This window comes from Streptomyces hesseae (genome assembly GCF_031845785.1).
Classification (GTDB): domain Bacteria; phylum Actinomycetota; class Actinomycetes; order Streptomycetales; family Streptomycetaceae; genus Streptomyces; species Streptomyces hesseae.
The window spans coordinates 357,951-377,455 of the sequence record NZ_JAVRFI010000002.1 but is presented as its reverse complement, the minus strand read 5'-3'; the positions used below and the strand labels follow the sequence as shown (position 1 = coordinate 377,455).

Genomic DNA, 19,505 nt, shown 5'->3' with positions numbered 1-19,505 from the left:
CGTCCCGGCGTGGCGGCAGGCGGGTCCTGTCTGGTCATGTTCGATTCGCAACCGCACCCCCGTGGCATTTGTGGACCGGTTCTGGTGGTGATGCACTTCGCCTCCTCGTTGACGAGCGGGTCGGACGAGTGATCGGGAAAACGGCCCTCGGACGGGTGTGGTCACGGCCTTCCGAGGGCGCTTTGTCGTGCGGAAATTCGATGACGGGTCAACGGGCCCGGCGTTGCTGGGATGGGCGCCTGTGGGTCGCTGTGCGATTCACCCTGTCGTGTCCCGTCACCCGATCGAGAGCTTGCGTTGCGGCCGGAAACGATCAAGCGGTAGCCGGTTCTGCGGTATCTCCGGCCGGGCCGACGGCCGGGGTTTGCAGACGAGCAAGGGGGTGGTCAGGGCTGGGCTTCGCGGGCGGCGATGAGGTGGTGGAGTCTGCTGGAGAGCAGCTCGAAGGCGACGGCCGTGCCAAGGTCCATCGGGGCCAGTGCGGCCCTGCCCGAAACGGACCTGCCAGTCCTGAGCTTCGACTTCTCCGGGCTCATTGGGTGAGGCTCGCGGCTTCTACGAGTTCCTCGCGAACCACAGGCCGGGGAAGACAGCTGATTTTCTGTTCGGGATTCCGGTGCCGGTCGCGGGGCGCGGGAAGGTCTACGTATCCATCGCCGGTGTCCCGGCGCGCCGGCGGCCAGGGGCCCGCAGCCGGCCGACACGGCGACGGTCGGGTCGCGTACGTCCATTCGTCGGGCACCTGCGAGCAGCGCTCGCCGTAGGTGACGCAGCGGCCGCCGTAATCCGAGCCCAGGTAGAGGAGCCCGCTGGCGAGCACGGTGGGGGGGTACCCTCCAGGCCTGGCACACCATCCTGGGCACTCGGCTCGGCGACGAGGACATCGAGGACTTGCCGACCGCGGCCGGCGACGCGGCCCGGGATGAGCTGCCGGTGCGCGCCCAGAGCCTCCGACGGTTCGGCGCCGTGTCATCACTGCAATTGGACCAGGCGGATATCGTCATGAAAGTCTGCACCGTGTGCATGTTCTGGACATTCTTATGCCCTTCGCCCAGACCGGCCGCATTGGCGCGGCGCGCGTAGGCGCCCACCTCAAGGAAGTCACCGAGGTGTTGGGCCCTCCCTGGGCGCGGGGCTCCTCGACCGGACCCGACGGCTGCCATACCTGTATGCGTACGGCTGCCTGGAGCTCGGCACCTGTCAAGCCCACTGCCAGTTGATCTATTCGGTCGTCGTCCAGACGGACTGACCCACGATGGAATGGCCGTCGCGGGAGCCGGGCCGGGCAGAGACGTTTCCCGGTCGTCCCACGTACAGCGAGGTCCTACGGGCGCTGAGCGAAGCCGGATGCCCGTGGGAGAGCTACGAGCCACTGACTGATGATGGCCCGTGCGCGATCCGTGTCCCCACCTCGGGCGCAATCTTCGTGTTCAATACCGAGGACGTGTAAGAGCCCATGCTCTACAGCGTGTGTAGCTGACCGCAGCCCCCATTCCTGCGGCTAGACCACCCTTCCAGGGGCGTCCTGGCGGGATGCTCAGGGAAGGGCTCCGGGCCCAGGGCCACGCGCTCCCAGTGATCCAATCCGGGCGGGGCGTCCTCGGCGCGGGACGGGTCAGATGAAGACGTTGCGGTTGCCGGCCGCGATCGCGGCCTTGTACTCCTCGGCGCTGATGGGGATCGGGGCGACCTCGTGGCCGTGCCGGTCGTGGCAGGCGTGCGCGGTCCATGTGCCGCGGTTCGCCTCACCGAGGACAGTGCCGTTCGGGCACCGAAAGTGCGGGGTGGGGAGCGCGGCAGCGGGGGCGGCGAAGGCGAGCGGCGCGCCAAGGACTGCGGCGAGGACGACGCCGGTGACGGCCCGGCGGTGGAGGGTGCCCATGCTCGGGTAAACGCGGCACCGAGCAGGCTGGTCACGGGTATTGCGTATCCGTCCGATCGAATGCCCACGGGGAGCGGAATCGTAAGCGCGCGTGCGGAAGCGGTGGGTGATGGCCGCGCGGCGCGGCACAGTCCCCGCCTGGACGGGTGCGGGCAGGTTCGGGGAGACGGTGGTCGCGATGGCCCGGCCACTGGTCCAGGACGTCGCCGTCAGCGGCCGGGAGGTTCTGGGCGCGGCCGGACATCAGGCTCTCGAACACGGCGGCGAACCCGGTCGGCTCCTGGCCGTCGCGGCGCGCGGCCGGCGTCGGCCCGGCGCCTCGTGAAGCGCCGGCGGTGAAGGCAAGAGAAAGGGCCCGCGCGGATCGCGCGGGCCGCATTCGCTTTTCCTGCCGGCGACTGGACTTCAGGCTCTCTGGCTGTCAGACGCGCAGCGGGTGGGCATCACGCGGCCCACCATCCATCGGATTGAGCGGAGGAGTTGAACAGAAATCTGAAGTCACTGCCATCCAGGACATCGAAGGCGATCGAAGTCCACTCATTCGCTTTAGCGGTCGTGTAGTGATCCTGGCAAAAAGGATCCCTGTTCTTCGGGTAGAAGCAGACCATCACGTCGCGGGTGGTCTTGGGCTTGATGTTTATGTTCGCGCAATTGCTTGTGGTCGTGCCCATTCCGGAGAGGTACTCGCCGGTTTCCTTGTAGTAGGTGTGCGAATGGTCGAAGCAGGACTTGATCTGTTCTGACTTCTGTGGACTTGCGTCGGCGGCGCTGGCGACGGAGGCGCTCCCCATCAGGCTTGCGGCCGCCAGTGCCAGTCCACTGATTCCCGAAAGGAACCTGGAGTTCTTCAGCATCGGGATCTCCCATCCAGTTTTTGGCGCGGTAGGTGTTCGTCGATTCCGTGCGATGATCCGGCTCGATCGTTTCGAGTGCGGCGGCTCAAGGGGGTCGCCGAGGAGCCGGAATGTCTTGGAGGTTTCCTTCCGCGATGTCTTTGAGTTGTGGTGCTGCTTCTTCCGTTCCCGCAGCTCCGGTTTCAAGCCGACGGACTCTGGGTGGCCAGAGCGTTCGGGGCAGGCGTGACCGAATCTGGGCAGTCGTACGTGAGCCGTTCGGGAGGGTCGGAGGGTCTCTGTGCGGCGCTAGGGCAGGTCCCCCGCGCCTGCCACAACGTCTGCTGTGCGCCACTTCTGTGCTCGAGGAGTGGCTTCGATGCCCGATCCTGGTCTGTCCTTCGACGGTTTTCCAGGGTTAGGCTTTTTCGGGTAATTCCTGAACCTGAAAAAGTCCGGCCACTAGAAGAAGGGTGCTGGTTCGATGGATGCCGAGGCCCTGCGCCGACTCCTGATCTCCCGGCGGGAAATGATCAACCCGGAGAGTCTGGGGTTCAAGCGGAGAGATCCGAGAGGAAGGAAAACGCCCGGGATTTCCCAGGAGCACATGGATAAACTTCTCATGCGGACCGCCGGAACGTATGGGAAGCTGGAGCGTGGGGTTTTGGTTAACCCATCACATGAATACCTGAGGGAAGTCGCCAAAATTCTGGGATTGACGGCGCGCGAATGGAAGATATTCTACGCCTTCGCGCGAAGCGAGCAACCGCCCGAGATGCTTCAGTTGCCTTCGGTGGCGGGAAGCTGGAAACAGGTTCTCGACGCCTTGCCTCTCATGGCATGCATCACGGATGTGGCCTATAATGTCCTGGCCTACAATTGGAATATGGCCCAATTTTTCCCGCGTGGGCAAATGCCGCACAACACTCCGCAATGGATGCTCTTCAATGAGGAAGCGAGGAGTGAAACGCTCGTCAACTGGGAGGATCGGTGGGCGCCCTTCCTGGTCGGGGGTCTACGCGTAGCCCTTTCCCTGCACAGGGAAAACCGCACACTCGTCTCGATGGCTGAACTCTGCCAAGCAGATCCGTTTCTCAGAGGAATTTACGAAGAGGGCGTCGCCCCCTATGCCACACCAGCAGTCGAGGGGATGCCGGTCCGTCACTCTGTGCGTGGTGCGGGCACACTTACTGAACTTGTCAGTGAACTGCGAGACACCTCGGGCGCGCTCCTGCACGTATGGCTGTTCCAGCCGGAAGGGCACTCTTGGCCAGAAGCCGAGTTCCTTGCGCCAGCGGAAGACCGCGACCCAGCGGGCTTCTTCCCCAGCCAGGACCCGACTCCTGCCGAGTCGTGTCCTGGCGAGCGAGGCGGCTATCTCTAGGTTCTATCCCCTTGGACGGTCGTACCGTGCGGCCTCCGACCGAAGGCGGCCTTGAGAACGGCGGGAAGGTCCGCCTCGGGAACTGTGGCGCGCGCCTTCGCCAGGACGTGGGAGAAGGAGTCGTCATCAATGACGCCCAGGTACTCCTGGCGGAGCCGGTATATGACCTCGACGAGCTCGGGCCGCAGCCGCATCCAGTCGCGGGACGCGCGGATCTCCTCCTCGACCTGGTCCATGAACCAGCGCATGACCTCGTTCGGGACGTCCAAGTGCCGCGCGTGGGGGTTGAAACACACGATGGGTTCCCGGGCCGGGTCCTCGGCGGGCACGATCGCGGTCAGGAGGTTTCGCTGCTCGGCGACGCGGTCCAGTTCCAGGTGCCAGGCGTCATCGGGCACGGAGTACATGGTGGCGATCGCGTAGACGCCGTCGGGGTGCGGGAAGGGCATCGGCGCATGGTGTCACGCCCGCTGGTCGATTGCGCGATTTTTGTTCGACGCCCCTGCCGTGGGGGAAGGATCACCGTTGACGTGGGGGAAGATCACCTCACAGCTCGTCGACCAACCGGGGGTAACAGTTGAACCGATTGTGGCCGGGCACCGCGCACGGGCGGTGGACAGAGGTTCTCGCCCTGCTCGGAGCGGTGTTGGCAATGATGTCCGGCACGGTGTCGACCGCGTCGGCGGCCGCCACGGCGCCCAACCCGATCATCGGGGGCTCCCCGGTGACGGATGCCGCCGCTTACCCGTGGATGGCCCAGGTCCAACTCGTCGGGCCCGACGGACGGTTCAGAGGGGCGTGCGCGGGATCCTTGCTGGACCGACAATGGGTGATCACCGCCGGGCACTGCATCGGAAAGAAGACCACCATCCGCGTCCAGCTGGGCACCATCACTCGCAAGACCAGCACCTCGGGCAGCATCGGCGTCGCCCAGACCATCCGCCACCCCGACTTCCGCGAGTCGGACCCCATTCAGTACGACGCGGCGCTGTTGCGACTCGAACAGCCCGTCACCCTCACCCGGGCCATCCGGCCCATCGCCCTGCCGAGCAACCGGCTGGTGCGCTACCCCGGACGCCTGATCACCACCGGATGGGGCCTCACGAACGAACAGGGAAAAACCCTCCCCGAGACGCTGCAACAGATCACGCAGCGGGAGGGCACCCACTGCTACCGAAGCCCCGGTATCAATCGCGGCATTCATGTCTGCACCCTGATACGGAACCACAAGGCCACCTGCTATGGAGACTCCGGCGGCCCTCTGATGCACAAGAACCACGGCCGACTTGAACTCGTCGGACTCACCAGCGGAAGCGTCGGCACGTCCGAGTGCGATACAGAAGGACACGAGGACTACTTCGCCCGCGTGTCCGGCCTGGTCGACTGGATCCGGCAGATCACCGGCCTTCCACAGCACGAGGCGACGGCTATCACCGCTGCGCCTCAGCCGTCGCGGTGAGCACCTCCGGCAGTCGGCGCCGGGGTGTCAGCGGGCCGACGTAAGATCCCTCCCTCTTGAGGATCTCGCACTCCCGAGATCCTCAAGAGGCGGCAGCTGTCGCGGTCGTCGGTCCAGGCAGCGGGTAGACACTGGCGCCGGTCGATGTCCCGCCACGATGGGCGGCATAGGCGAGAAACCTCCCGACCTGGCAGTTCTCCGTCTGGCCTGCGGCGCCGGACTACTGCCGCTGTACCCCGGCCGAGGCACTGCCTTTCTTCAGGAAGCCGGTGTCGTCCACGATCAGCACCGCCTCCGGGTCACCGAGATACTCGACCACCTACTACCGGACGACGCCAAAAGGCCCCCGCTTCTCGGCCGAGAAGGAGAGCCAGACAGCTGGCGGTCACCTCCCACTCGTGGCTGGTCGTGCTCGACGACCTCACCGATCTGGAGGGCATCGGGCCGTCGTGGCCGCCGCCCTCTCCCCCCGGTGAGGGCAGGGAAAGCTGGGGCCGCGCCCCCTACGGCTACGACCAGGCCACCCTCTACGCCTACGGCCTCCACCAGCCCGACCTCGCCCGCCGCGTCCGCACCGCCTTCCCCGAACTCGGCACACCGGCCACTTGGACGGGCGAGGCCACGATCGCCGCCGAGCTCCTCCAGACCGTCGCCCGCGGCGACAACGCAGAGCTGGCCGAGCCCTTGCACGCATGGGCCAAGCAGCTACACGCCCGCGCCCGTGTCACTGGGCGTTTGAGCTGGCCGGCCTGAGCGTGCCGAGCCGGGTGCTCGGGTGATCGCCAGCAGCACTCGGACGGAACGGCCTGATACCGGGCAGGGTCATTCGCCGAGCGTGACGGGCCGGGGCTTGGCAGGTGGCGCACTGCCAACGGAGTCGCCTTCCGGCCCATCGGTGCCAGGCGCTCACATGTCCAGGTCCGGCACTCAGTGGCCAAGGAGCGCGCTCAGGGCGGGGCCCCGTGCAGCACTGTGGGGCCGGGGACTGCGTTACACGTCCGGCGATGTCGCCATTACCGTGCGTTCGGCCCGCTCCAGCCAGTCGGTGTACCAGCGGGCGAAGGTGACCGGCTTGCCATCATCGTCAAGGAGCGGCTTGAGGTCGACGTCATCCACCCGGCTGTCGGCCCAGACCGTCCCTCGGTGGCTGCCGCTGATGATCAGCCACTCTCGCAGGGCGCAGCCGAGGTGGCAGATCACGATGGCGCCGGCGGTGCGTTCGGGCGCGAACATGACGGCGTCCCACTGCTCATCCCAGGCTTCGACGGCGTCGTCGAAGTCCTCGATCTCGTCGAAGTCCTCTTCCTCCGGGCGCTGGGCGAGGAGTTCTTCGAGGGCTTTGGGGTCCGGGCCCTGTTCAGGGAATGGCTCGGCGAGCAGGGAGAGATCGGCCAGGTCGACGCCGTCGCCTTCCCATCGCCACCGGCCTTGCGTACGCCGCACGGGAAACAGGCCGTAAGCGGGGCCGGCGCCGCCGGCGGCTACGTGGAGAAGGAAGGTGCGGTACTCCTCCGGCAGCCTCACGCCTATCTGCTCTTCCAGCTCAGCGAGACCATCCTCAGCGAGCGGCTCCTCCAGGACCCAGCCGTGCCCGAGCGCCCCGAACACTTCATTACCGGCCGACTGAACGCTCAACGCCGCGACGCGTTCGCGGATCCCTGCCCATTGATCAACCATGCACAGACCGTACGTGCTGCCACTGACACCGACCGGGCTCTTCCTCAACGCCGCCGTCACGGCGTGGGCGACTCCTCCGTTCCCGGACCGGGAACGAACCTGACCACTCGAACCAGCGAGGTGCCGCCGGGCGAGCTCGATCCGCGCCGCGGTGGAGACCGGCGAGGTGTACTTACTCGCAGGGATTCCCGCTCACCGACCCCGAAGCGATCACCACCGGACTGCCGCGCTATACGGGCTCGAAGGTCCTGATCCCGATGAGCTGTCCTAATCGGCCGCCGACATCTTCGCCGTCGGCATCCAGGACAACGGCCTCGGGCCCGTCCTCGGGACCGCGTGGCGGACCGGCGCCGGGGGCGACAACGTGTGGACTCACGGCCTGCTGCGCGTTTGGCTGCCGGAGCTGTTCGGCGAGCTGCCGCGCGGCGTCGGCTTCCGGGTGGCGCTGTGGCGCGCCACACGGGCACGGGGCAATGTGGACGCCCCTCTGGACGACCTCGGCGTGCAGGCGGACCGGTTGCGCCTGTTGACCGAGCGGGACGTCACCGGCCACAACGATGACCTGTCGGCGGCGGCCGCCGCGCTGTCCGCCTGAGTCCGGGAGCCGCTGCCCGTCGGGATCAGCGGGCTGCCCGGGAGAAGCGGGTGCGGGCGCGCTCCTGTACCTACTGGTATGTACACTGCGCAGTGATCGCAACGGGGCCCCCGCCCTGCCGCCGCCGATCCGACATTCCCTCACCGATCCGGAGGAGACAGCCGACATGCCCTTCGTTCGCATCGACGCGATAGGCGCCGACCGTCCCCGCCTCGACGCACTCGGCCGCGCCGTGCACCAAGCCCTCCAGGAGACGCTGGGCATCCCGCCGGAGGACCTGTTCCAGATCCTGACCGGGCACGACGGCACCACCAGCGTCCTGCGCTACGGCCATTACCTCGGCGCCGACCGCGACGACGGAATCGTGTACGTCGCGATCACGCTGCGCTCCGGACGCACGGCGGCGCGGAAGCAAGCGCTGTACCGGCGCATCGCCGAGCTCGCCCACGAGTACGCGGGGACCGAGCCCCGGAACGTACTGATCACCCTGGCCGAGAACACCTCGGCCGACTGGTCGTTTGGACATGGGGCGGCTCAGTACATGGCCGGAGGCGGCGCACCCCGCGCTTCCGCGGCAGGAGCGGGTTCTCAGCAGGACTCGTAGACGTAGCCGCGCTTACCGGCGGGGCTGACCTCCCGGTCATGGAGGGTGATGGACAGCTCCTTTCCCCATGCCTGGCAGGCAGCGGTGAAGTCCTTCTTTTCGTACTCGATGTCGAAGACCCGGGCGTTGTAGGCGCGGCTGAATTCGGGGCACTCCTTGTAGCGGCCGCATTCTTCGACGACGGCGAAGTCGAAACTGATGAGGGCGTGCTGGGGCAGCAGCCGCTCGCCCAGTTCCCTACCGTCCACCTGCCGGTATCCGGCGGGCAGGACGAGTGCGCGGGCCGATGCCCGGCGCATCAGTCGTCAGCAGGTCCCGCCTCGCCGTAGGCGAGATGGAGCGGCAGCAGCACCGCACCGGCCTCGGCCACCGCGGTGTGGGCGACCAGGAATTCCCAGCCGTTCAGCGGGTGAACGGCGACGACGTCGCCCACCCCGATGCCACGGGCCTGCAAACCCGCGGTCAGGGCTCGCGATTCGGACTGCCCCCGCGCCCAGGACCGGGGTGTGCCGTGGCCCACGACGGCCGGAGCGTCACCGCGCGCGGCGACGGCCGCGGCGAAGACCTCCGGCAGTGTCGTACGGACGCGTCCCCCCCGTGGTGGGGCACGAGGGGGCGACGAGATAGTCATGGACCGTGACCGCCATGTGGGGATCCTGCCCTCTGCCGGTACTGCTCGTCAGCCCCGTCGCAGGGCGTTGGGCGGATTGCCGTCGGGCGGTGGGTCCCAGTCATCGGCTCCGGTCGGCGTTTCGCCGATTCGTCCGGCCGTCGCCCCGATGAGCGGCCAGGATCGCGGGATGGTGGCCGAGGGCCCGTAGCTCCAGACGCCCAGGATGCCCCCGGCCGCTCGTGGAGCGCACGTCACGGCCGTCGATTGCGGTGCTGAGGAAGTACAACACGGTGCAGGCCTCCTGTGAGTTGTACCCGCCGCCGTCAGCGGCCAGTCCGCCGTGACCGGTCAGGAGCGTGTGCAACCGCGCCATGATTACGTCGTCGGGCGCCGCCCTCACCTCCAGTGCGAGATGGGACTCGTTGCGTTCCTTCCGTTCCCTGACGGCTATCCCGCGCAGCTCCGTGCCCGGCGGCGCCTCCAGGACGAAGAGCTCGATCTCACATGGGCCTTGACCGCCGGCAGGCACCCGTACGTGCAGGATCGTGACCTCCAAGGCGACGGCCGGCATGCCGTATCGCCGGCTCAGCCGTTCCCGTACCACCACGCTGGGGACGACTTCGCCCACCGTGAAGCCGTCGGCCCGAAGCCTCGCTATCAGCCCGTCTAGCGACGGCGGAAAGACCAGCGCGGCGGCGTGGGCCACGTCGCAGCGCGTGGCCACGGATTCCTGTTCCTCCTTCGTGACCCGGGGCAGCAAGTCCCGTACGACCGCACGTACGTCGGCCGACCGGACGAGGGACAGGGCATCGTTGATCAGGGCGAGATCGGCTTCGTCGAGACCGGCCGTCCGGACATACGGGTCCACCGGGATCGGCTCCCTCGACATGGCAAGCGGCGGTGTGTCCTCAGCGTGCCGGTTCGTGAGCCACCGGGCAATGAAGCGAGCACATCTCGCGAACGCGGCTCCGTCCCTGACGGATCCACCTGCTCCGCGGGGTCCGGTCCGCCCGTCGGTTCTCGGCGGCCGGGGCGCCCGGGCCGTCGGTGTCCCAGGGGCGGAATCTAGTCACTTGTGGTGAGATTTTTGAGCTGGTCCAGCGTTTCCCGCATCACTTGCGTCATCTCGCGTTCCTCTGCTTCCGCGACCCAGCGTTCGAAGCCGATCTTGAAGACGGCGATCCCCGCTTCGGCGGTAAGGCTCGCGGTCGGCTCCGTGACGCCGCGCCGACGCAGGGCCTCGGCGACCGCGGCCGACAGCGTGGCGAGCTTGACCAGCTCCCGCTCGTGGAGTTCCGCGTTCGCCATGATCACGGCTTGTCGCTTCCGCGCGTACTCCCGGCGGCCGACGAACATTTCGCAGACCGCGTCGAGCCCCGCCGCCAGCGCGTCGACCGGTGGCGCGGACGGCGGCGCGTCGGTGACCGCCGCCACGAACAGTTCTCTCATCGCGGGGGCGCCGGCGAACAGCACTTCGCGCTTGTCGGCGTAGTGCCGGAAGAAGGTCCGCTCCGTCAGGCCGGCCCGTTTGGCGATCTCCATCACGGTGGTCTGCTCGAAGCCGTGCTCGTGGTAGAGCTCCAGCGCGGCATTGGCCAGGCGCCCGCGCGCGTTCGGCTCCCATCTCCCCATGTCTGGAATTCTACGTGATGACAGTGAATGACATCAGGTGTAGCTTCGATGGCAGTAACTGGCATCAACTTGCCTCAGAGATGCGGGAGTTCCTCTCGGGCGTCCCCGTGACGGGACCAACGCGCGATCGTCAGGAACTCGTGCCCCCTCGATCGACCGGAAAGGACCTCCAGTCATGAAGTTGGCCATGCGCACCGGACTGGCCGTGGCAGCAGCGGCCGCGACCCTCGCCACTGCCTCACCGACCGCCGGCGCGACCGGCGACCGGAGCGACCAGGCCGCCACCGTGCATTGCAGGGTGCGCTCCGTCGCGACGGATACCAGCACTCTGGCGAACCCGACCAGGATCAAGGCCGCCGCGTACAATCAGGCCCGAAGCATCCTCGCCAAGGCCGGCAGCGACACTGCCGCGAAGTCGCACCCCATACACGGCACGGGCGACGTGCCGGCCGGCTATGGCACCAACCTGCTCGCCTGTTCGCGTGACGAGTTCCGGGCCAAGGACAAGAACGCCCCGATCAAGAGGTCGGGTATGACGCCCTATCACTACGTGGCCGTTCACGACGCGGCACGGACCATGGGCATCGACCGCTGGTGACGTGACCGGCAGCGCACCAGCCACGGCCACGGCCGGACTGGTGCGCGCAGGGGCCGACGACCGGCAAGTCCCTGGAATCTGGCGAATGCCCGTCCCGAAGGGGACTTCTCGTTGTCCACGCTCGCTCTGCTCGTCATGCTGCTCCTGATCCAGCCCGGACTGATCGTCATCGGCGGCCTCGCCTCCCTCGTCCACCGGCGTCCTCGATCAGAGCGAACTCCTTGACCGGGGCTTGGACGTCGCTGACGCAGTCCCGGAGCGGCCCACCGAAACCCTCGTGTCAGAGGAGACTCCGGTGGGCCGCTTGGGGTGACGTCAGCTACCGGCCCGCGATGGAGTACGCGGGTCCGCCGACCTTGTGCCACACCGTCCCGTTACCGGTCCACCGGAACACCGCGTCGCTGTTGGGCGACAGGCCGTACAGTGCGTCTCCGGCGACGGCGAAGTCCCGGCCCGCGCCACCGACCTTGCTCCAGTTGTTGGGCCCGTTCATTTTGAACAGGTCCCCGTTGTCGGGGTTGGTGACGAATACACCGGCGCCGCCCGCGTACAGCCTGCCTGCCGGTCCACCGACCTTGATCCAGCTGCTGCCGTTGCCGGTCCATTGGAAGACGCTGGAACGGTCCGGGGACTGGGCGAACAGGCTACTGCCGGTTGACACACCACAGTTTCCGCTGGTCCCAGGCCGCCGCGTACGATCGGCTCGCTACTGCCGAGGCCGCGCTGGGCACCCAGCACAGCCGTGCTGATCGCGAACGCGACGAACCTGGGCCTGGTGCGGATGGCGGAGGCGTGCTCGATCTCCTACGACATCCTGGCCTGGACCCAGGAGTGGTACCTGCGCGAGGAGACCCTGGCTGCAGCGAACGTCGCGGTGGTCAACTACCACCACCGCCTCCCGCTCACCCGCGCCTTCGGCGGCGGCACGCTGTCCTCCTCCGACGGGCAGCGGTTCCCGGTCAAGGGCAAGTCGACCACTGCCCGGGCCCCCGGAATCGGTGCAGGCCAGCGATATCCGTTGCTTTTTTGCGGCCGATGATCCGGCTACCCCGCGAGGGTGCGCGGGCCGGCCAGGGCCCGTCATCCACCCGGTCCTGGTCACCGCGGACGGGACCCGGCGCCGGGGCCGGGATCGGGCTGTCGGGCGGCGGCGCGGGCGATGTTGCGGGCCATGCCGCCGAAGACGGCGGCGTGGAAGGGGCTCACGGCCCACCAGTAGAGGTGACCGAGCAGGCCGTGGGGGTGGTACACGGCACGCTGGCGGTAGCGGGAGCGGGCCCCGGGTTCACCTTCCGCACTGTCCGGGGCGTCCTCGGCGTACATTTCCAGCCAGCCCAGGCCGGGCATGCGCATCTCCGCGCGAAGCCGCAGCAGGCTGCCGCGGTCCAGGGCCTCGACGCGCCAGAAGTCGAGGGAGTCGCCGATCCGCAGGTAGCGGTTGTCGCGGCGGCCGCGGCCGAGCCCGACGCCGCCGGCGAAGCGGTCCAGCCAGCCGCGCGCTGCCCAGGCGAGCGGCATGGAGTACCAGCCGTTGACGCCGCCGATGCCCTCGATGACCTGCCACAGCGCCGCGCGCGAGGCCGGGACGGCGATTTGCCGCTCGTCCGTGTAGAGGCTGCCGCCCGCCCACCTCGGGTCGGTGGGCAGCGGATCGCTGGGGGCGCCGGGTACGGCGGCGGACGACCAGCGCGTGGTGACCTGGGCCTGCTGGACCCGGCGCAGGGCCAGTTCGATCGCCTTGGCCAGACCGTAGGGATGGCCGGGCGGATCGGGGACGTACCGGGCGATGTCGTGGTCGCGGCAGACCACCTCGTGGCGCAGGGACTCCGTCAGCGGCCGGGCGATGCCGGCGGGGACAGGGGTGACCAGACCGACCCAGTAGCTGGACAGCCGCGGGGTGAGCACGGGCAGTGTGAGGATCAGGCGCCGGGGCAGCCCGGCCACCTGCGCGTACGTGCGCATCATGTCGCGGTAGGTGACGACGTCGGGGCCGCCGATGTCGAAGGCGCGGTCGATGGCGGGTGGCAGCCCGGCGGCGCCCACGAGGTAGCGCAGCACGTCGCGGACGGCGATCGGCTGGATGCGGGTGCGGATCCAGCTGGGGGTGACCATGACCGGCAGGCGTTCGGTCAAGTAGCGCAGCATCTCGAAGGAGGCCGAGCCGGAGCCGATGACGACCGCGGCGCGCAGGACGGCGGTAGGCACGCGACTGGCCAGCAGGATGCGGCCGACCTCCGCTCGCGAGCGCAGGTGGGGCGACAGTTCCCGCTCGGGCACCCCGGCCGGGAGCAGGCCGCCGAGGTAGACCAGGCGGCGTACCCCGGCGGTCTCGGCGCGCTCGGCGAAGTTCTGGGCGGCTCGGCGGTCGGTGGCCTCGAAGTGGCGGCCGGTGCCGAGGGCGTGGACGAGGTAGTAGGCGATGTCGACCCCCTCCAGGGCGGCGGCGACCGATCCGGGGTCGGTGACGTCTCCCTGCACCACCTCGGCCTCGCCGACCCAGGGATGGTCGCGGAGCTTGTCGGGCGTGCGGGCCAGGCAGCGCACGCGGTATCCGGCGGCGAGGAGTTCGGGGACGAGGCGGCCGCCGATGTACCCGGTCGCGCCGGTGACCAGGCACAGCCGCCCAGAGCCGGGGGCCACGCCCCGTGCGCCGGTGGCCGCCGGTTCGCTGGGGCCGTTGTTCATGGCAGTGCGTGCCTTCCTGGTGCCGGGCCGCCTGCCGGGGCTTTCCGGCGGCGGGCTTCCAGCATCCCGCAGGCGCGGGGCGCGGCGGGGCAGGCGCGATCGTGTCGCGGCGGGGGGCCGGCCGTGTCGGTTCTGCGCGGTCTGCACCTGCGGGGGTGTCCGTTTCAGGTGACGAACACCGATGTCGTCGCCGTGCCCACGACGAAGTCGACGCGGATCCAGACGTCCTGCGACCACACCCGCATCCGCCGGCCCCCGTCGGGTGTCGCCGAGACGAGGGTGGCCGAATCCCCTCCCAGGTCGAAGACGACCCGGCCGCACTTGACGGGGGAAGCTGCGGATACCAATGGCCGCGGAGGGCTCCTGTGCCGCAGGCCGTGCGGACGCCGTGGCGGGCGGTGCGGTTTCTGCGCCGCACACCACGTCTCGAACGCGTTGGTGGCGGAGTCCCGGTTGGCCAGGTCTTCCTCGCGCCCGGTTTCCGGGGACACTGCCGACGCGGAAGCGGTCAAGGTGGTGACGCGCATCCACAAGACCCTGATCTGGGAGCGGACCCGCACCATGCAGCGGCTTCGGCACGCCCTGCTCGACTACTTCCCCGCCGCCCTGGAGGCGTTCGAGGGTCTGGACGCCCCCGACGTCTTGGAACTGCTGGCCAAGGCGCCTGATCCCGTTGCCGCGGCGAAGCTGACGACCACGCAGATCAGTGCGGCCCTCAAGCGCGCCCGCCGGCGCAACATCGCCGACAAGGCCACCAAGATCCAGGCCGTACTGCGTGCCGAACATCTGGGACAGCCCGCCGCTGTGACCGCGGCCTACGCCGACTCGGTGCGCGCTCTTGTCGCGCTGCTGGTCACCTTGAACGAGCAGGTCAGCTTTCTGTACGGGCAGGTCGAGGACTACTTCGGCCGACACTCCGACGCTGAGATCATCCGCTCCCAGCCCGGACTGGGCCCGATACTCAGCGCCCGGGTCCTCGCAGAATTCGGTGACGACCCGCACCGCTACGCCAGTGCGAAGGCCCGTAAGAACTATGCAGGTACCAGCCCGATCACGCGAGCCTCCGGCAGAATGAAGGTCGTGACCGCGCGGTACGTTCGCAACGACCGGCTCATCGACGCCCTGATCGCCCAGGCATTCTCCGCGCTGCGGGTCTCCGCCGGAGCCAGGGCCTACTAGGAGAAGCAACGAGCTCGCGGCATCGAATTCAATGCCGCTCTGCGCCAACTCGCCAACCGGCTCGTCGGTATCCTGCACGGCTGTCTCAAAACCGGTACACCGTACGACGAGACGACAGCTTGGTCCCAGCGAGCCCACACACTCGCCGCCTGACGCTACAGCTCGGGCAACCGGTCAACGGGTGTGGGGGACCGCCGCTCTTCCAGCCAGTAGAGGTAGATCCGCAGGTCAGTTGCCAGGTCACCGGCGATGTAGAGCTCGAAGTCGCGGACGGCAGCGGCGATGCCCTGGCCTGCCCGCGCATCGCTCTCATCCCATTTGCTCTGCTGCTCGGAGAGGTACTGCACGACCTGGCTGCGGTTACGCCACCACTCCCGGACCGCTTCCGGTGTCCATCGCGAGTCGCCATCACAGCCGTACCCGAGGAACGGGTCATTGTCTGCCGCCTCGACCAGCAGAGCCGTGTCCGCAGGCGTACTGGGCTGGCGATAGACGTACTCGCTGAGGTACTTGCCTCCATAGAGGACATGGGCGGGCGCCGAGAGCCGTCCCGTCCAGCAGGTGTCGGTCTCCCCGCCGTAGAAGGGCCCGGGGACATTGAGCCACAGCCGGTCTTCCCAACGGCCCCGAAATGCATCGCGGTCGTTGCCGAGGATGGCCACCGGGTCGAAGTAGAGCGTCATCCGTCGAGACTAGGGCATCCGTTCGAGCTGAACGACGGGCTGCCGCTGGGAAGGGGACTGCGTGGTCCTCCTGGGCTCAAGCGCTCGCCGTTTGACTCTCCAGCTCATGGGATGTCTGTCAAGTCTATGTGTTCAGCTTGAGACCGCGGTGGAGCCTGTGCAGCCGGTCGGGGTGCTGCGCGGCAGGCCGTCCACCACGCCCTGCCAGGAGTAGCTGATCAATCCGGTGAGGCCCTCGTCCCGGGCCGTGCCGTTCCTGTGCACGGTGAGCCAGTACCGGGGGCCCTCGTGCTCAGGAGGGGCGGCTGTACCACAGCGGACTCCTGTGCTTGCTTCCACGCGCCGGTTCCGATGAGAGGCCGGCGGGCAGGGTGAAGCGTGTGTCACTCCGGCCTGCGGGGGCTCCGCGTTCACACGGCGCGCCGTCCACGCACCGGCCCCGCGCAGCCCCGTGGAACGGAAGTCCATGCACCGTGCCCACCGGACCGCAGCCTCGCGCCTCGCAGCCACTCTCGCTCTGACCGCAACTCTGCTGACCGGAGCGTCACTGGCCCAGGCGGCGGCAGCGCCGGCCGTGCCGGCGTCCTACTTGGTGCCCTCACCGGCACAGGCACCCGACTACACGGTCCTCGAGCGGGCGGACGCCTTGATGTCCCAGACCTACCGGGAATTCGCCGTCTCCGCCCGGAAACACGAGGCCCCCTTCGACTGGTCCACCGACGGCTGCTCTCCCCCCCACCCCCACCGCCTGGGCCGCGTTCTTCCGGGGCGCCTGCGTCATGCACGACTTCGGCTACCACAACTACGGCAGCCCCGGCCCGAAAGGCCTGCGCCCCCTGGACCCCACCGAGAACCGCCGTCTGGCCATCGACAACCGCTTCCTCGAAGAGATGGAGCGCATCTGCGACGACCAGCCGGGGCCACTGCCCGACTGCCAGGGAGCCGCACAGACCATGTATCAAGCGGTGCGCCTGTTCGGCGGCCCTGCCTTCCACGGGCCTGCCTTGGGCAATATGCAGTAGTGCCAGGACGGTGACGGGATCAGGAGCCGGTCCGCGTCGTATGGGCAGAGACGCCGTATGCCTGCCTCAGGTGCGGAGCACGCGCTTGCGCAGGAGCGGGAAAATGCCCCGGGCCGTAAGCCTCTCACTTGGTGGAGATCATTGTCTGCCGAGCGAAGGGGGCCCGGCCGATGAAGGCGAGCCCGAAGGGCCCGCACTCGTAGGTGGTGTCGTCGGTGTACAGCTCACCGAACCGGTGGAAGTCCTGGTCGTTGTAGGCGTTCGCCCACTCGTGGACGAACGTGTCGCTGTTCACGGCTGTTGTCTTTGTCTTTCGGTTGTCCGGAACCCGGCTCAGGCGTATTTGCCGAGGTCGCTGGCCTGGAAGGCGGCCTGGTCGTTGATGCCGACGACGTAGCCGTCCGGGTCGCGGAAGTAGAACATGCGCTGGCCCGTGTGGTCGGTCTCGGCCGGGCTCGGGCCGGCTCACCCTGGCCCGGGTCCGCCGGGGGTTCAGGAACCTCCGCCCGCACCTCGTCTGTCCGGCCCGCGCACCCAAACCCTCAAAACCCGGGCCAGGACGGCCACCCGGCTCGGGGAACCGGCGCGCCATCCGCTACGACGTGGGCAAGACCGTAAAACGACCAGAAAGCATCACCGAACGAAACCTACTCAGACCATAAATGCCAAGCTCAGGAGACGGCACGCTGCTTCGGCGAGAAGGTTCTGCCCCGTCCCCACACGAGTCCAGTCCCGGCGCTCTCCTGAACGGTTCTGTCAACCACCACCGACTGTCACAGGTCAGGGGATTCGGTGCAGTTAGTGGCCTGTGGCTGGTGCGGGTGATGACAGTGGCGCCCCCACAGCCGGGTGACCTGGGAGCACCGCCACAGCTGTGCGCCGGGGTGCGCACTGATGCGCTCATGTGCAGCCGGGGCGTGTAGTACGGAGATGGGTAGTTCCCGGCCAGTGTCGGAACGGAGCCTGGAGGGGATGAGCGCGTTGGTGCGAGAACAAGGACGTGGTGAGGCGGGCGGGGGCGGGGTGCATGCACGGCGGCGGTTCCTGACGCTGGCGGCGGGAGCCTCGGCAGCGGCTTTCGCCGGGATGCCGCATGCTCGCGCTGCACGCCGGCGCGGGGGAGAGGTGGGCGACTATCCCTTCACGCTGGGGGTGGCGTCGGGTGATCCGCTGCCGGACTCCGTGGTGCTGTGGACGCGGCTGGCTCCCCGTCCCTACGAAGCCGGTGGCGGGCTCCCGCCGGGCCAGAGGACGGAAGTGTCCTGGGAGATCGGCCGCGACGAGCAGTTCCGGCACGTCGAGCGCAGCGGTGTGACGGTGGCCGAGGCCGGGTGGGGACACAGCGTGCATGTGGACGTCCGCGGCCTGCAGCCCAGGCGGGAGTACTGGTACCGGTTCCACACCGGCGCGTGGTCCAGCCCCGTTGGGCGCACCCGCACCGCACCGCCCCCGGGCGCGGAGGTTCCCCGGCTGAGGCTGGGGCTGGCCTCGTGCCAGCAGTACGACGGCGGCTATTACACCGCCCATGCCCACCTCGCCCGGGAAGAACTCGACGCCGTGTTCTTCGTCGGCGACTACATCTACGAAAACGCCATCGACCCGCAGGCCGGAGAGCGCCGGCTCCCCATCGGCAGCCGGCTGCCCGAGGTGTTCGGCCACGAGCTGCAATCCCTGGACGACTACCGGCTGCGGTACGCCCTGGCCAAGACCGACCCCGACCTACAGGCCGCCCATGCCGCCCACCCCTGGTGCGTCACCTGGGACGATCACGAAGTCTCCAACAACTACGCGGCCGACATCCCCCAGGACGGCGACGACAGCGGCCGGTTCCTGCAACGCAGAGCAGCCGCCTACCAGGCGTACTGGGAGAACATGCCACTGCGCCAGGCCCAGCGGCCGCACCAGGCGTCCATGCGCCTCTACCGGCGCCTGCACTTCGGGCGCCTGGCACAGTTCGACGTGCTGGACACCCGCCAGTACCGCTCGGACCAGGCCTACGGCGACGGCTGGCAGTACCCCGGGCCCGCCTCACAGGACCCCTCGCGCACGATGACCGGCAAGGGGCAGGAACACTGGCTGCTGGACGGCTTCCGCACCTCGACGGCCATGGGCAACGTGTGGAACGTCGTACCGCAGCAGGTGGCCTTCTGCCAGCGCAGACTCACCCCCACCGGCCCCTCGCCCCTGTCCATGGACGCCTGGGACGGCTACCCCGCCTCCCGCACCCGCATCCTCGACGGCGCCCAGGCCGCGGGCATCAGCAACCTGATCGTCCTCTCCGGCGACTCCCACATCCACCTCGCCATGGACATCAAAAAAGACTTCGACGACCCCCGATCCCCCACCCTGGGCGTCGAAATCCTGGGCACCTCCATCTCCAGCGGCGGCGACGGCATGGAACAGCCCGAAGACTTGACACAACTCCTGGCCGCCAACCCCCACATGTCCTACTACGCCAAACGCCGCGGATACGTCGTCCTGACCCTCACACCCGACTACGCCCGCGCCGACTACCGCACCCTGGCCTACGTCACCCGCCCCGGCGCCCCCCCTGGCCACCGGAGCCAGCCTCATCACCCAAGCCGGACACCCCGGCCTCCACCCTGCCTGAGTGCCCGGCACTGACCGGTACCGCCAGTACAGACAAGTACCGGGGGAC

At 68.4% G+C, this 19,505-nt stretch carries 24 protein-coding genes and 4 pseudogenes; 12 read left to right on the top strand and 16 right to left on the bottom strand.

From position 1 onward, the window contains the following. Positions 1 to 386 precede the first annotated feature (386 nt). Both RM609_RS04645 and RM609_RS04640 read right to left on the bottom strand, forming a co-directional pair. Complete coding sequence (locus RM609_RS04645) at positions 387 to 536, bottom strand: hypothetical protein (protein ID WP_311608116.1); 150 nt, start codon at positions 534 to 536, stop codon at positions 387 to 389. 1,079 nt (positions 537 to 1,615) lie between these two features. Continuing rightward, positions 1,616 to 1,882, bottom strand: coding sequence for a hypothetical protein (locus RM609_RS04640; protein WP_311608115.1), 267 nt, complete (start codon positions 1,880 to 1,882; stop codon positions 1,616 to 1,618). Between the two features lie 91 nt (positions 1,883 to 1,973). Between RM609_RS04640 and RM609_RS04635 the strand changes: the two genes are divergently transcribed. Continuing rightward, complete coding sequence (locus tag RM609_RS04635; protein ID WP_311608114.1) at positions 1,974 to 2,207, top strand: hypothetical protein; 234 nt, start codon at positions 1,974 to 1,976, stop codon at positions 2,205 to 2,207. A gap of 118 nt (positions 2,208 to 2,325) precedes the next feature. Here RM609_RS04635 and RM609_RS04630 read toward each other — a convergent pair whose 3' ends face one another. After that, a complete protein-coding gene (locus RM609_RS04630; protein WP_311608113.1) occupies positions 2,326 to 2,736 on the bottom strand; it encodes a hypothetical protein in 411 nt (136 codons plus the stop codon). A 463-nt stretch (positions 2,737 to 3,199) separates the two neighbouring features. On the opposite strand from RM609_RS04630, the gene RM609_RS04625 reads away from it, so the two are divergent. Next, positions 3,200 to 4,099: a helix-turn-helix domain-containing protein gene (locus RM609_RS04625; protein ID WP_311608111.1), complete on the top strand. Its 900-nt coding sequence runs from the start codon at positions 3,200 to 3,202 to the stop codon at positions 4,097 to 4,099. Here RM609_RS04625 and RM609_RS04620 read toward each other — a convergent pair. Next, entirely contained in the window at positions 4,096 to 4,548 is a 453-nt protein-coding gene (locus RM609_RS04620) for a hypothetical protein (protein WP_311608109.1), read from the bottom strand. The two genes, RM609_RS04625 and RM609_RS04620, sit on opposite strands and share 4 nt — an antisense overlap. A 203-nt stretch (positions 4,549 to 4,751) precedes the next feature. On the opposite strand from RM609_RS04620, the gene RM609_RS04615 reads away from it, so the two are divergent. Beyond that, complete coding sequence (locus RM609_RS04615; RefSeq protein WP_311608506.1) at positions 4,752 to 5,558, top strand: serine protease; 807 nt, start codon at positions 4,752 to 4,754, stop codon at positions 5,556 to 5,558. A gap of 89 nt (positions 5,559 to 5,647) precedes the next feature. Here RM609_RS04615 and RM609_RS04610 read toward each other — a convergent pair. Continuing rightward, positions 5,648 to 5,877: pseudogene (locus RM609_RS04610) on the bottom strand (transposase); the annotation flags it as partial. Positions 5,878 to 5,966: 89 nt separating this feature from the next. On the opposite strand from RM609_RS04610, the gene RM609_RS04605 reads away from it, so the two are divergent. After that, entirely contained in the window at positions 5,967 to 6,311 is a 345-nt protein-coding gene (locus RM609_RS04605) for a hypothetical protein (RefSeq protein ID WP_311608107.1), read from the top strand. Between the two features lie 237 nt (positions 6,312 to 6,548). Here the strand turns inward: RM609_RS04605 and RM609_RS04600 are convergent, their stop codons facing one another. After that, positions 6,549 to 7,235: an SMI1/KNR4 family protein gene (locus tag RM609_RS04600; RefSeq protein ID WP_311608105.1), complete on the bottom strand. Its 687-nt coding sequence runs from the start codon at positions 7,233 to 7,235 to the stop codon at positions 6,549 to 6,551. Positions 7,236 to 7,599: 364 nt separating this feature from the next. On the opposite strand from RM609_RS04600, the gene RM609_RS04595 reads away from it, so the two are divergent. Further along, entirely contained in the window at positions 7,600 to 7,830 is a 231-nt protein-coding gene (locus tag RM609_RS04595; protein WP_311608104.1) for a hypothetical protein, read from the top strand. Between the two features lie 166 nt (positions 7,831 to 7,996). After that, a complete protein-coding gene (locus tag RM609_RS04590; protein ID WP_311608102.1) occupies positions 7,997 to 8,434 on the top strand; it encodes a tautomerase family protein in 438 nt (145 codons plus the stop codon). On the opposite strand, the gene RM609_RS04585 is transcribed toward RM609_RS04590, so the two are convergent. The 4 genes from RM609_RS04585 to RM609_RS04570 form a co-directional block, all read right to left on the bottom strand. Further along, entirely contained in the window at positions 8,419 to 8,733 is a 315-nt protein-coding gene (locus tag RM609_RS04585) for an endo alpha-1,4 polygalactosaminidase (protein ID WP_311608100.1), read from the bottom strand. The genes RM609_RS04590 and RM609_RS04585 overlap by 16 nt on opposite strands. Further along, positions 8,733 to 9,065: an AMP-binding protein gene (locus RM609_RS04580; RefSeq protein ID WP_311608099.1), complete on the bottom strand. Its 333-nt coding sequence runs from the start codon at positions 9,063 to 9,065 to the stop codon at positions 8,733 to 8,735. Before RM609_RS04580 ends, RM609_RS04585 begins: the two co-directional genes overlap by 1 nt. A gap of 100 nt (positions 9,066 to 9,165) precedes the next feature. After that, positions 9,166 to 9,915, bottom strand: coding sequence for a hypothetical protein (locus RM609_RS04575; RefSeq protein WP_311608097.1), 750 nt, complete (start codon positions 9,913 to 9,915; stop codon positions 9,166 to 9,168). 197 nt (positions 9,916 to 10,112) lie between these two features. After that, positions 10,113 to 10,679 (bottom strand): TetR/AcrR family transcriptional regulator, encoded by a 567-nt coding sequence (locus tag RM609_RS04570; protein ID WP_311608096.1) that lies wholly within the window; start codon positions 10,677 to 10,679, stop codon positions 10,113 to 10,115. A gap of 175 nt (positions 10,680 to 10,854) precedes the next feature. Here RM609_RS04570 and RM609_RS04565 point away from each other — a divergent pair, with 175 nt between their 5' ends. Then, positions 10,855 to 11,277 carry a hypothetical protein gene (locus RM609_RS04565; protein WP_311608095.1) on the top strand — a complete coding sequence of 141 codons (423 nt, stop codon included), beginning with the start codon at positions 10,855 to 10,857 and terminating at the stop codon, positions 11,275 to 11,277. Positions 11,278 to 11,596: 319 nt separating this feature from the next. Here the strand turns inward: RM609_RS04565 and RM609_RS04560 are convergent, their stop codons facing one another. Continuing rightward, on the bottom strand, positions 11,597 to 11,938 hold the full coding sequence (locus RM609_RS04560) for a hypothetical protein (RefSeq protein ID WP_311608093.1): 342 nt from the start codon (positions 11,936 to 11,938) through the stop codon (positions 11,597 to 11,599). A gap of 81 nt (positions 11,939 to 12,019) precedes the next feature. Here RM609_RS04560 and RM609_RS04555 point away from each other — a divergent pair, with 81 nt between their 5' ends. Further along, complete coding sequence (locus RM609_RS04555) at positions 12,020 to 12,316, top strand: Tn3 family transposase (RefSeq protein ID WP_311608092.1); 297 nt, start codon at positions 12,020 to 12,022, stop codon at positions 12,314 to 12,316. 59 nt (positions 12,317 to 12,375) lie between these two features. Here RM609_RS04555 and RM609_RS04550 read toward each other — a convergent pair whose 3' ends face one another. Both RM609_RS04550 and RM609_RS04545 read right to left on the bottom strand, forming a co-directional pair. Next, the gene (locus tag RM609_RS04550) at positions 12,376 to 13,962 is read right to left on the bottom strand and encodes an SDR family oxidoreductase (RefSeq protein WP_311608090.1); all 1,587 of its coding nucleotides are present in this window, start codon (positions 13,960 to 13,962) and stop codon (positions 12,376 to 12,378) included. Between the two features lie 164 nt (positions 13,963 to 14,126). Beyond that, on the bottom strand, positions 14,127 to 14,309 hold the full coding sequence (locus RM609_RS04545) for a hypothetical protein (protein ID WP_311608088.1): 183 nt from the start codon (positions 14,307 to 14,309) through the stop codon (positions 14,127 to 14,129). Between the two features lie 166 nt (positions 14,310 to 14,475). On the opposite strand from RM609_RS04545, the gene RM609_RS04540 reads away from it, so the two are divergent. Continuing rightward, on the top strand, positions 14,476 to 15,141 hold the full coding sequence (locus RM609_RS04540) for a transposase (protein WP_311608086.1): 666 nt from the start codon (positions 14,476 to 14,478) through the stop codon (positions 15,139 to 15,141). Between the two features lie 155 nt (positions 15,142 to 15,296). Here the strand turns inward: RM609_RS04540 and RM609_RS04535 are convergent, their stop codons facing one another. Beyond that, the gene (locus RM609_RS04535) at positions 15,297 to 15,824 is read right to left on the bottom strand and encodes a ferredoxin (RefSeq protein ID WP_311608085.1); all 528 of its coding nucleotides are present in this window, start codon (positions 15,822 to 15,824) and stop codon (positions 15,297 to 15,299) included. Between the two features lie 132 nt (positions 15,825 to 15,956). Beyond that, on the bottom strand, positions 15,957 to 16,088 hold the full coding sequence (locus tag RM609_RS04530; protein ID WP_311608084.1) for a hypothetical protein: 132 nt from the start codon (positions 16,086 to 16,088) through the stop codon (positions 15,957 to 15,959). Positions 16,089 to 16,591: 503 nt separating this feature from the next. On the opposite strand from RM609_RS04530, the pseudogene RM609_RS04525 reads away from it, so the two are divergent. Next, positions 16,592 to 16,846, top strand: a pseudogene (locus RM609_RS04525) (phospholipase A2); the annotation flags it as partial. Positions 16,847 to 16,970: 124 nt separating this feature from the next. Here RM609_RS04525 and RM609_RS04520 read toward each other — a convergent pair. Then, complete coding sequence (locus RM609_RS04520) at positions 16,971 to 17,141, bottom strand: nuclear transport factor 2 family protein (RefSeq protein ID WP_311608083.1); 171 nt, start codon at positions 17,139 to 17,141, stop codon at positions 16,971 to 16,973. A 166-nt stretch (positions 17,142 to 17,307) separates the two neighbouring features. Here RM609_RS04520 and RM609_RS04515 point away from each other — a divergent pair. Both RM609_RS04515 and RM609_RS04510 read left to right on the top strand, forming a co-directional pair. Then, positions 17,308 to 17,508, top strand: a pseudogene (locus RM609_RS04515) (NF041680 family putative transposase); the annotation flags it as partial. A 310-nt stretch (positions 17,509 to 17,818) separates the two neighbouring features. Next, positions 17,819 to 19,457 (top strand): annotated as a pseudogene (locus RM609_RS04510) (alkaline phosphatase D family protein). The last annotated feature ends 48 nt before the right edge of the window (positions 19,458 to 19,505 follow it).

Bases quoted from the DNA above. Each gene is read 5' to 3' on its own strand.
- RM609_RS04645 (WP_311608116.1), bottom strand. From the start codon at position 536: ATGAGCCCGGAGAAGTCGAAGCTCAGGACTGGCAGGTCCGTTTCGGGC.
- RM609_RS04640 (WP_311608115.1), bottom strand. From the start codon at position 1,882: ATGGGCACCCTCCACCGCCGGGCCGTCACCGGCGTCGTCCTCGCCGCA.
- RM609_RS04630 (WP_311608113.1), bottom strand. From the start codon at position 2,736: ATGCTGAAGAACTCCAGGTTCCTTTCGGGAATCAGTGGACTGGCACTG.
- RM609_RS04625 (WP_311608111.1), top strand. From the start codon at position 3,200: ATGGATGCCGAGGCCCTGCGCCGACTCCTGATCTCCCGGCGGGAAATG.
- RM609_RS04620 (WP_311608109.1), bottom strand. From the start codon at position 4,548: ATGCCCTTCCCGCACCCCGACGGCGTCTACGCGATCGCCACCATGTAC.
- RM609_RS04615 (WP_311608506.1), top strand. From the start codon at position 4,752: ATGATGTCCGGCACGGTGTCGACCGCGTCGGCGGCCGCCACGGCGCCC.
- RM609_RS04600 (WP_311608105.1), bottom strand. From the start codon at position 7,235: ATGGTTGATCAATGGGCAGGGATCCGCGAACGCGTCGCGGCGTTGAGC.
- RM609_RS04590 (WP_311608102.1), top strand. From the start codon at position 7,997: ATGCCCTTCGTTCGCATCGACGCGATAGGCGCCGACCGTCCCCGCCTC.
- RM609_RS04585 (WP_311608100.1), bottom strand. From the start codon at position 8,733: ATGCGCCGGGCATCGGCCCGCGCACTCGTCCTGCCCGCCGGATACCGG.
- RM609_RS04580 (WP_311608099.1), bottom strand. From the start codon at position 9,065: ATGACTATCTCGTCGCCCCCTCGTGCCCCACCACGGGGGGGACGCGTC.
- RM609_RS04570 (WP_311608096.1), bottom strand. From the start codon at position 10,679: ATGGGGAGATGGGAGCCGAACGCGCGCGGGCGCCTGGCCAATGCCGCG.
- RM609_RS04565 (WP_311608095.1), top strand. From the start codon at position 10,855: ATGAAGTTGGCCATGCGCACCGGACTGGCCGTGGCAGCAGCGGCCGCG.
- RM609_RS04550 (WP_311608090.1), bottom strand. From the start codon at position 13,962: ATGAACAACGGCCCCAGCGAACCGGCGGCCACCGGCGCACGGGGCGTG.
- RM609_RS04535 (WP_311608085.1), bottom strand. From the start codon at position 15,824: ATGACGCTCTACTTCGACCCGGTGGCCATCCTCGGCAACGACCGCGAT.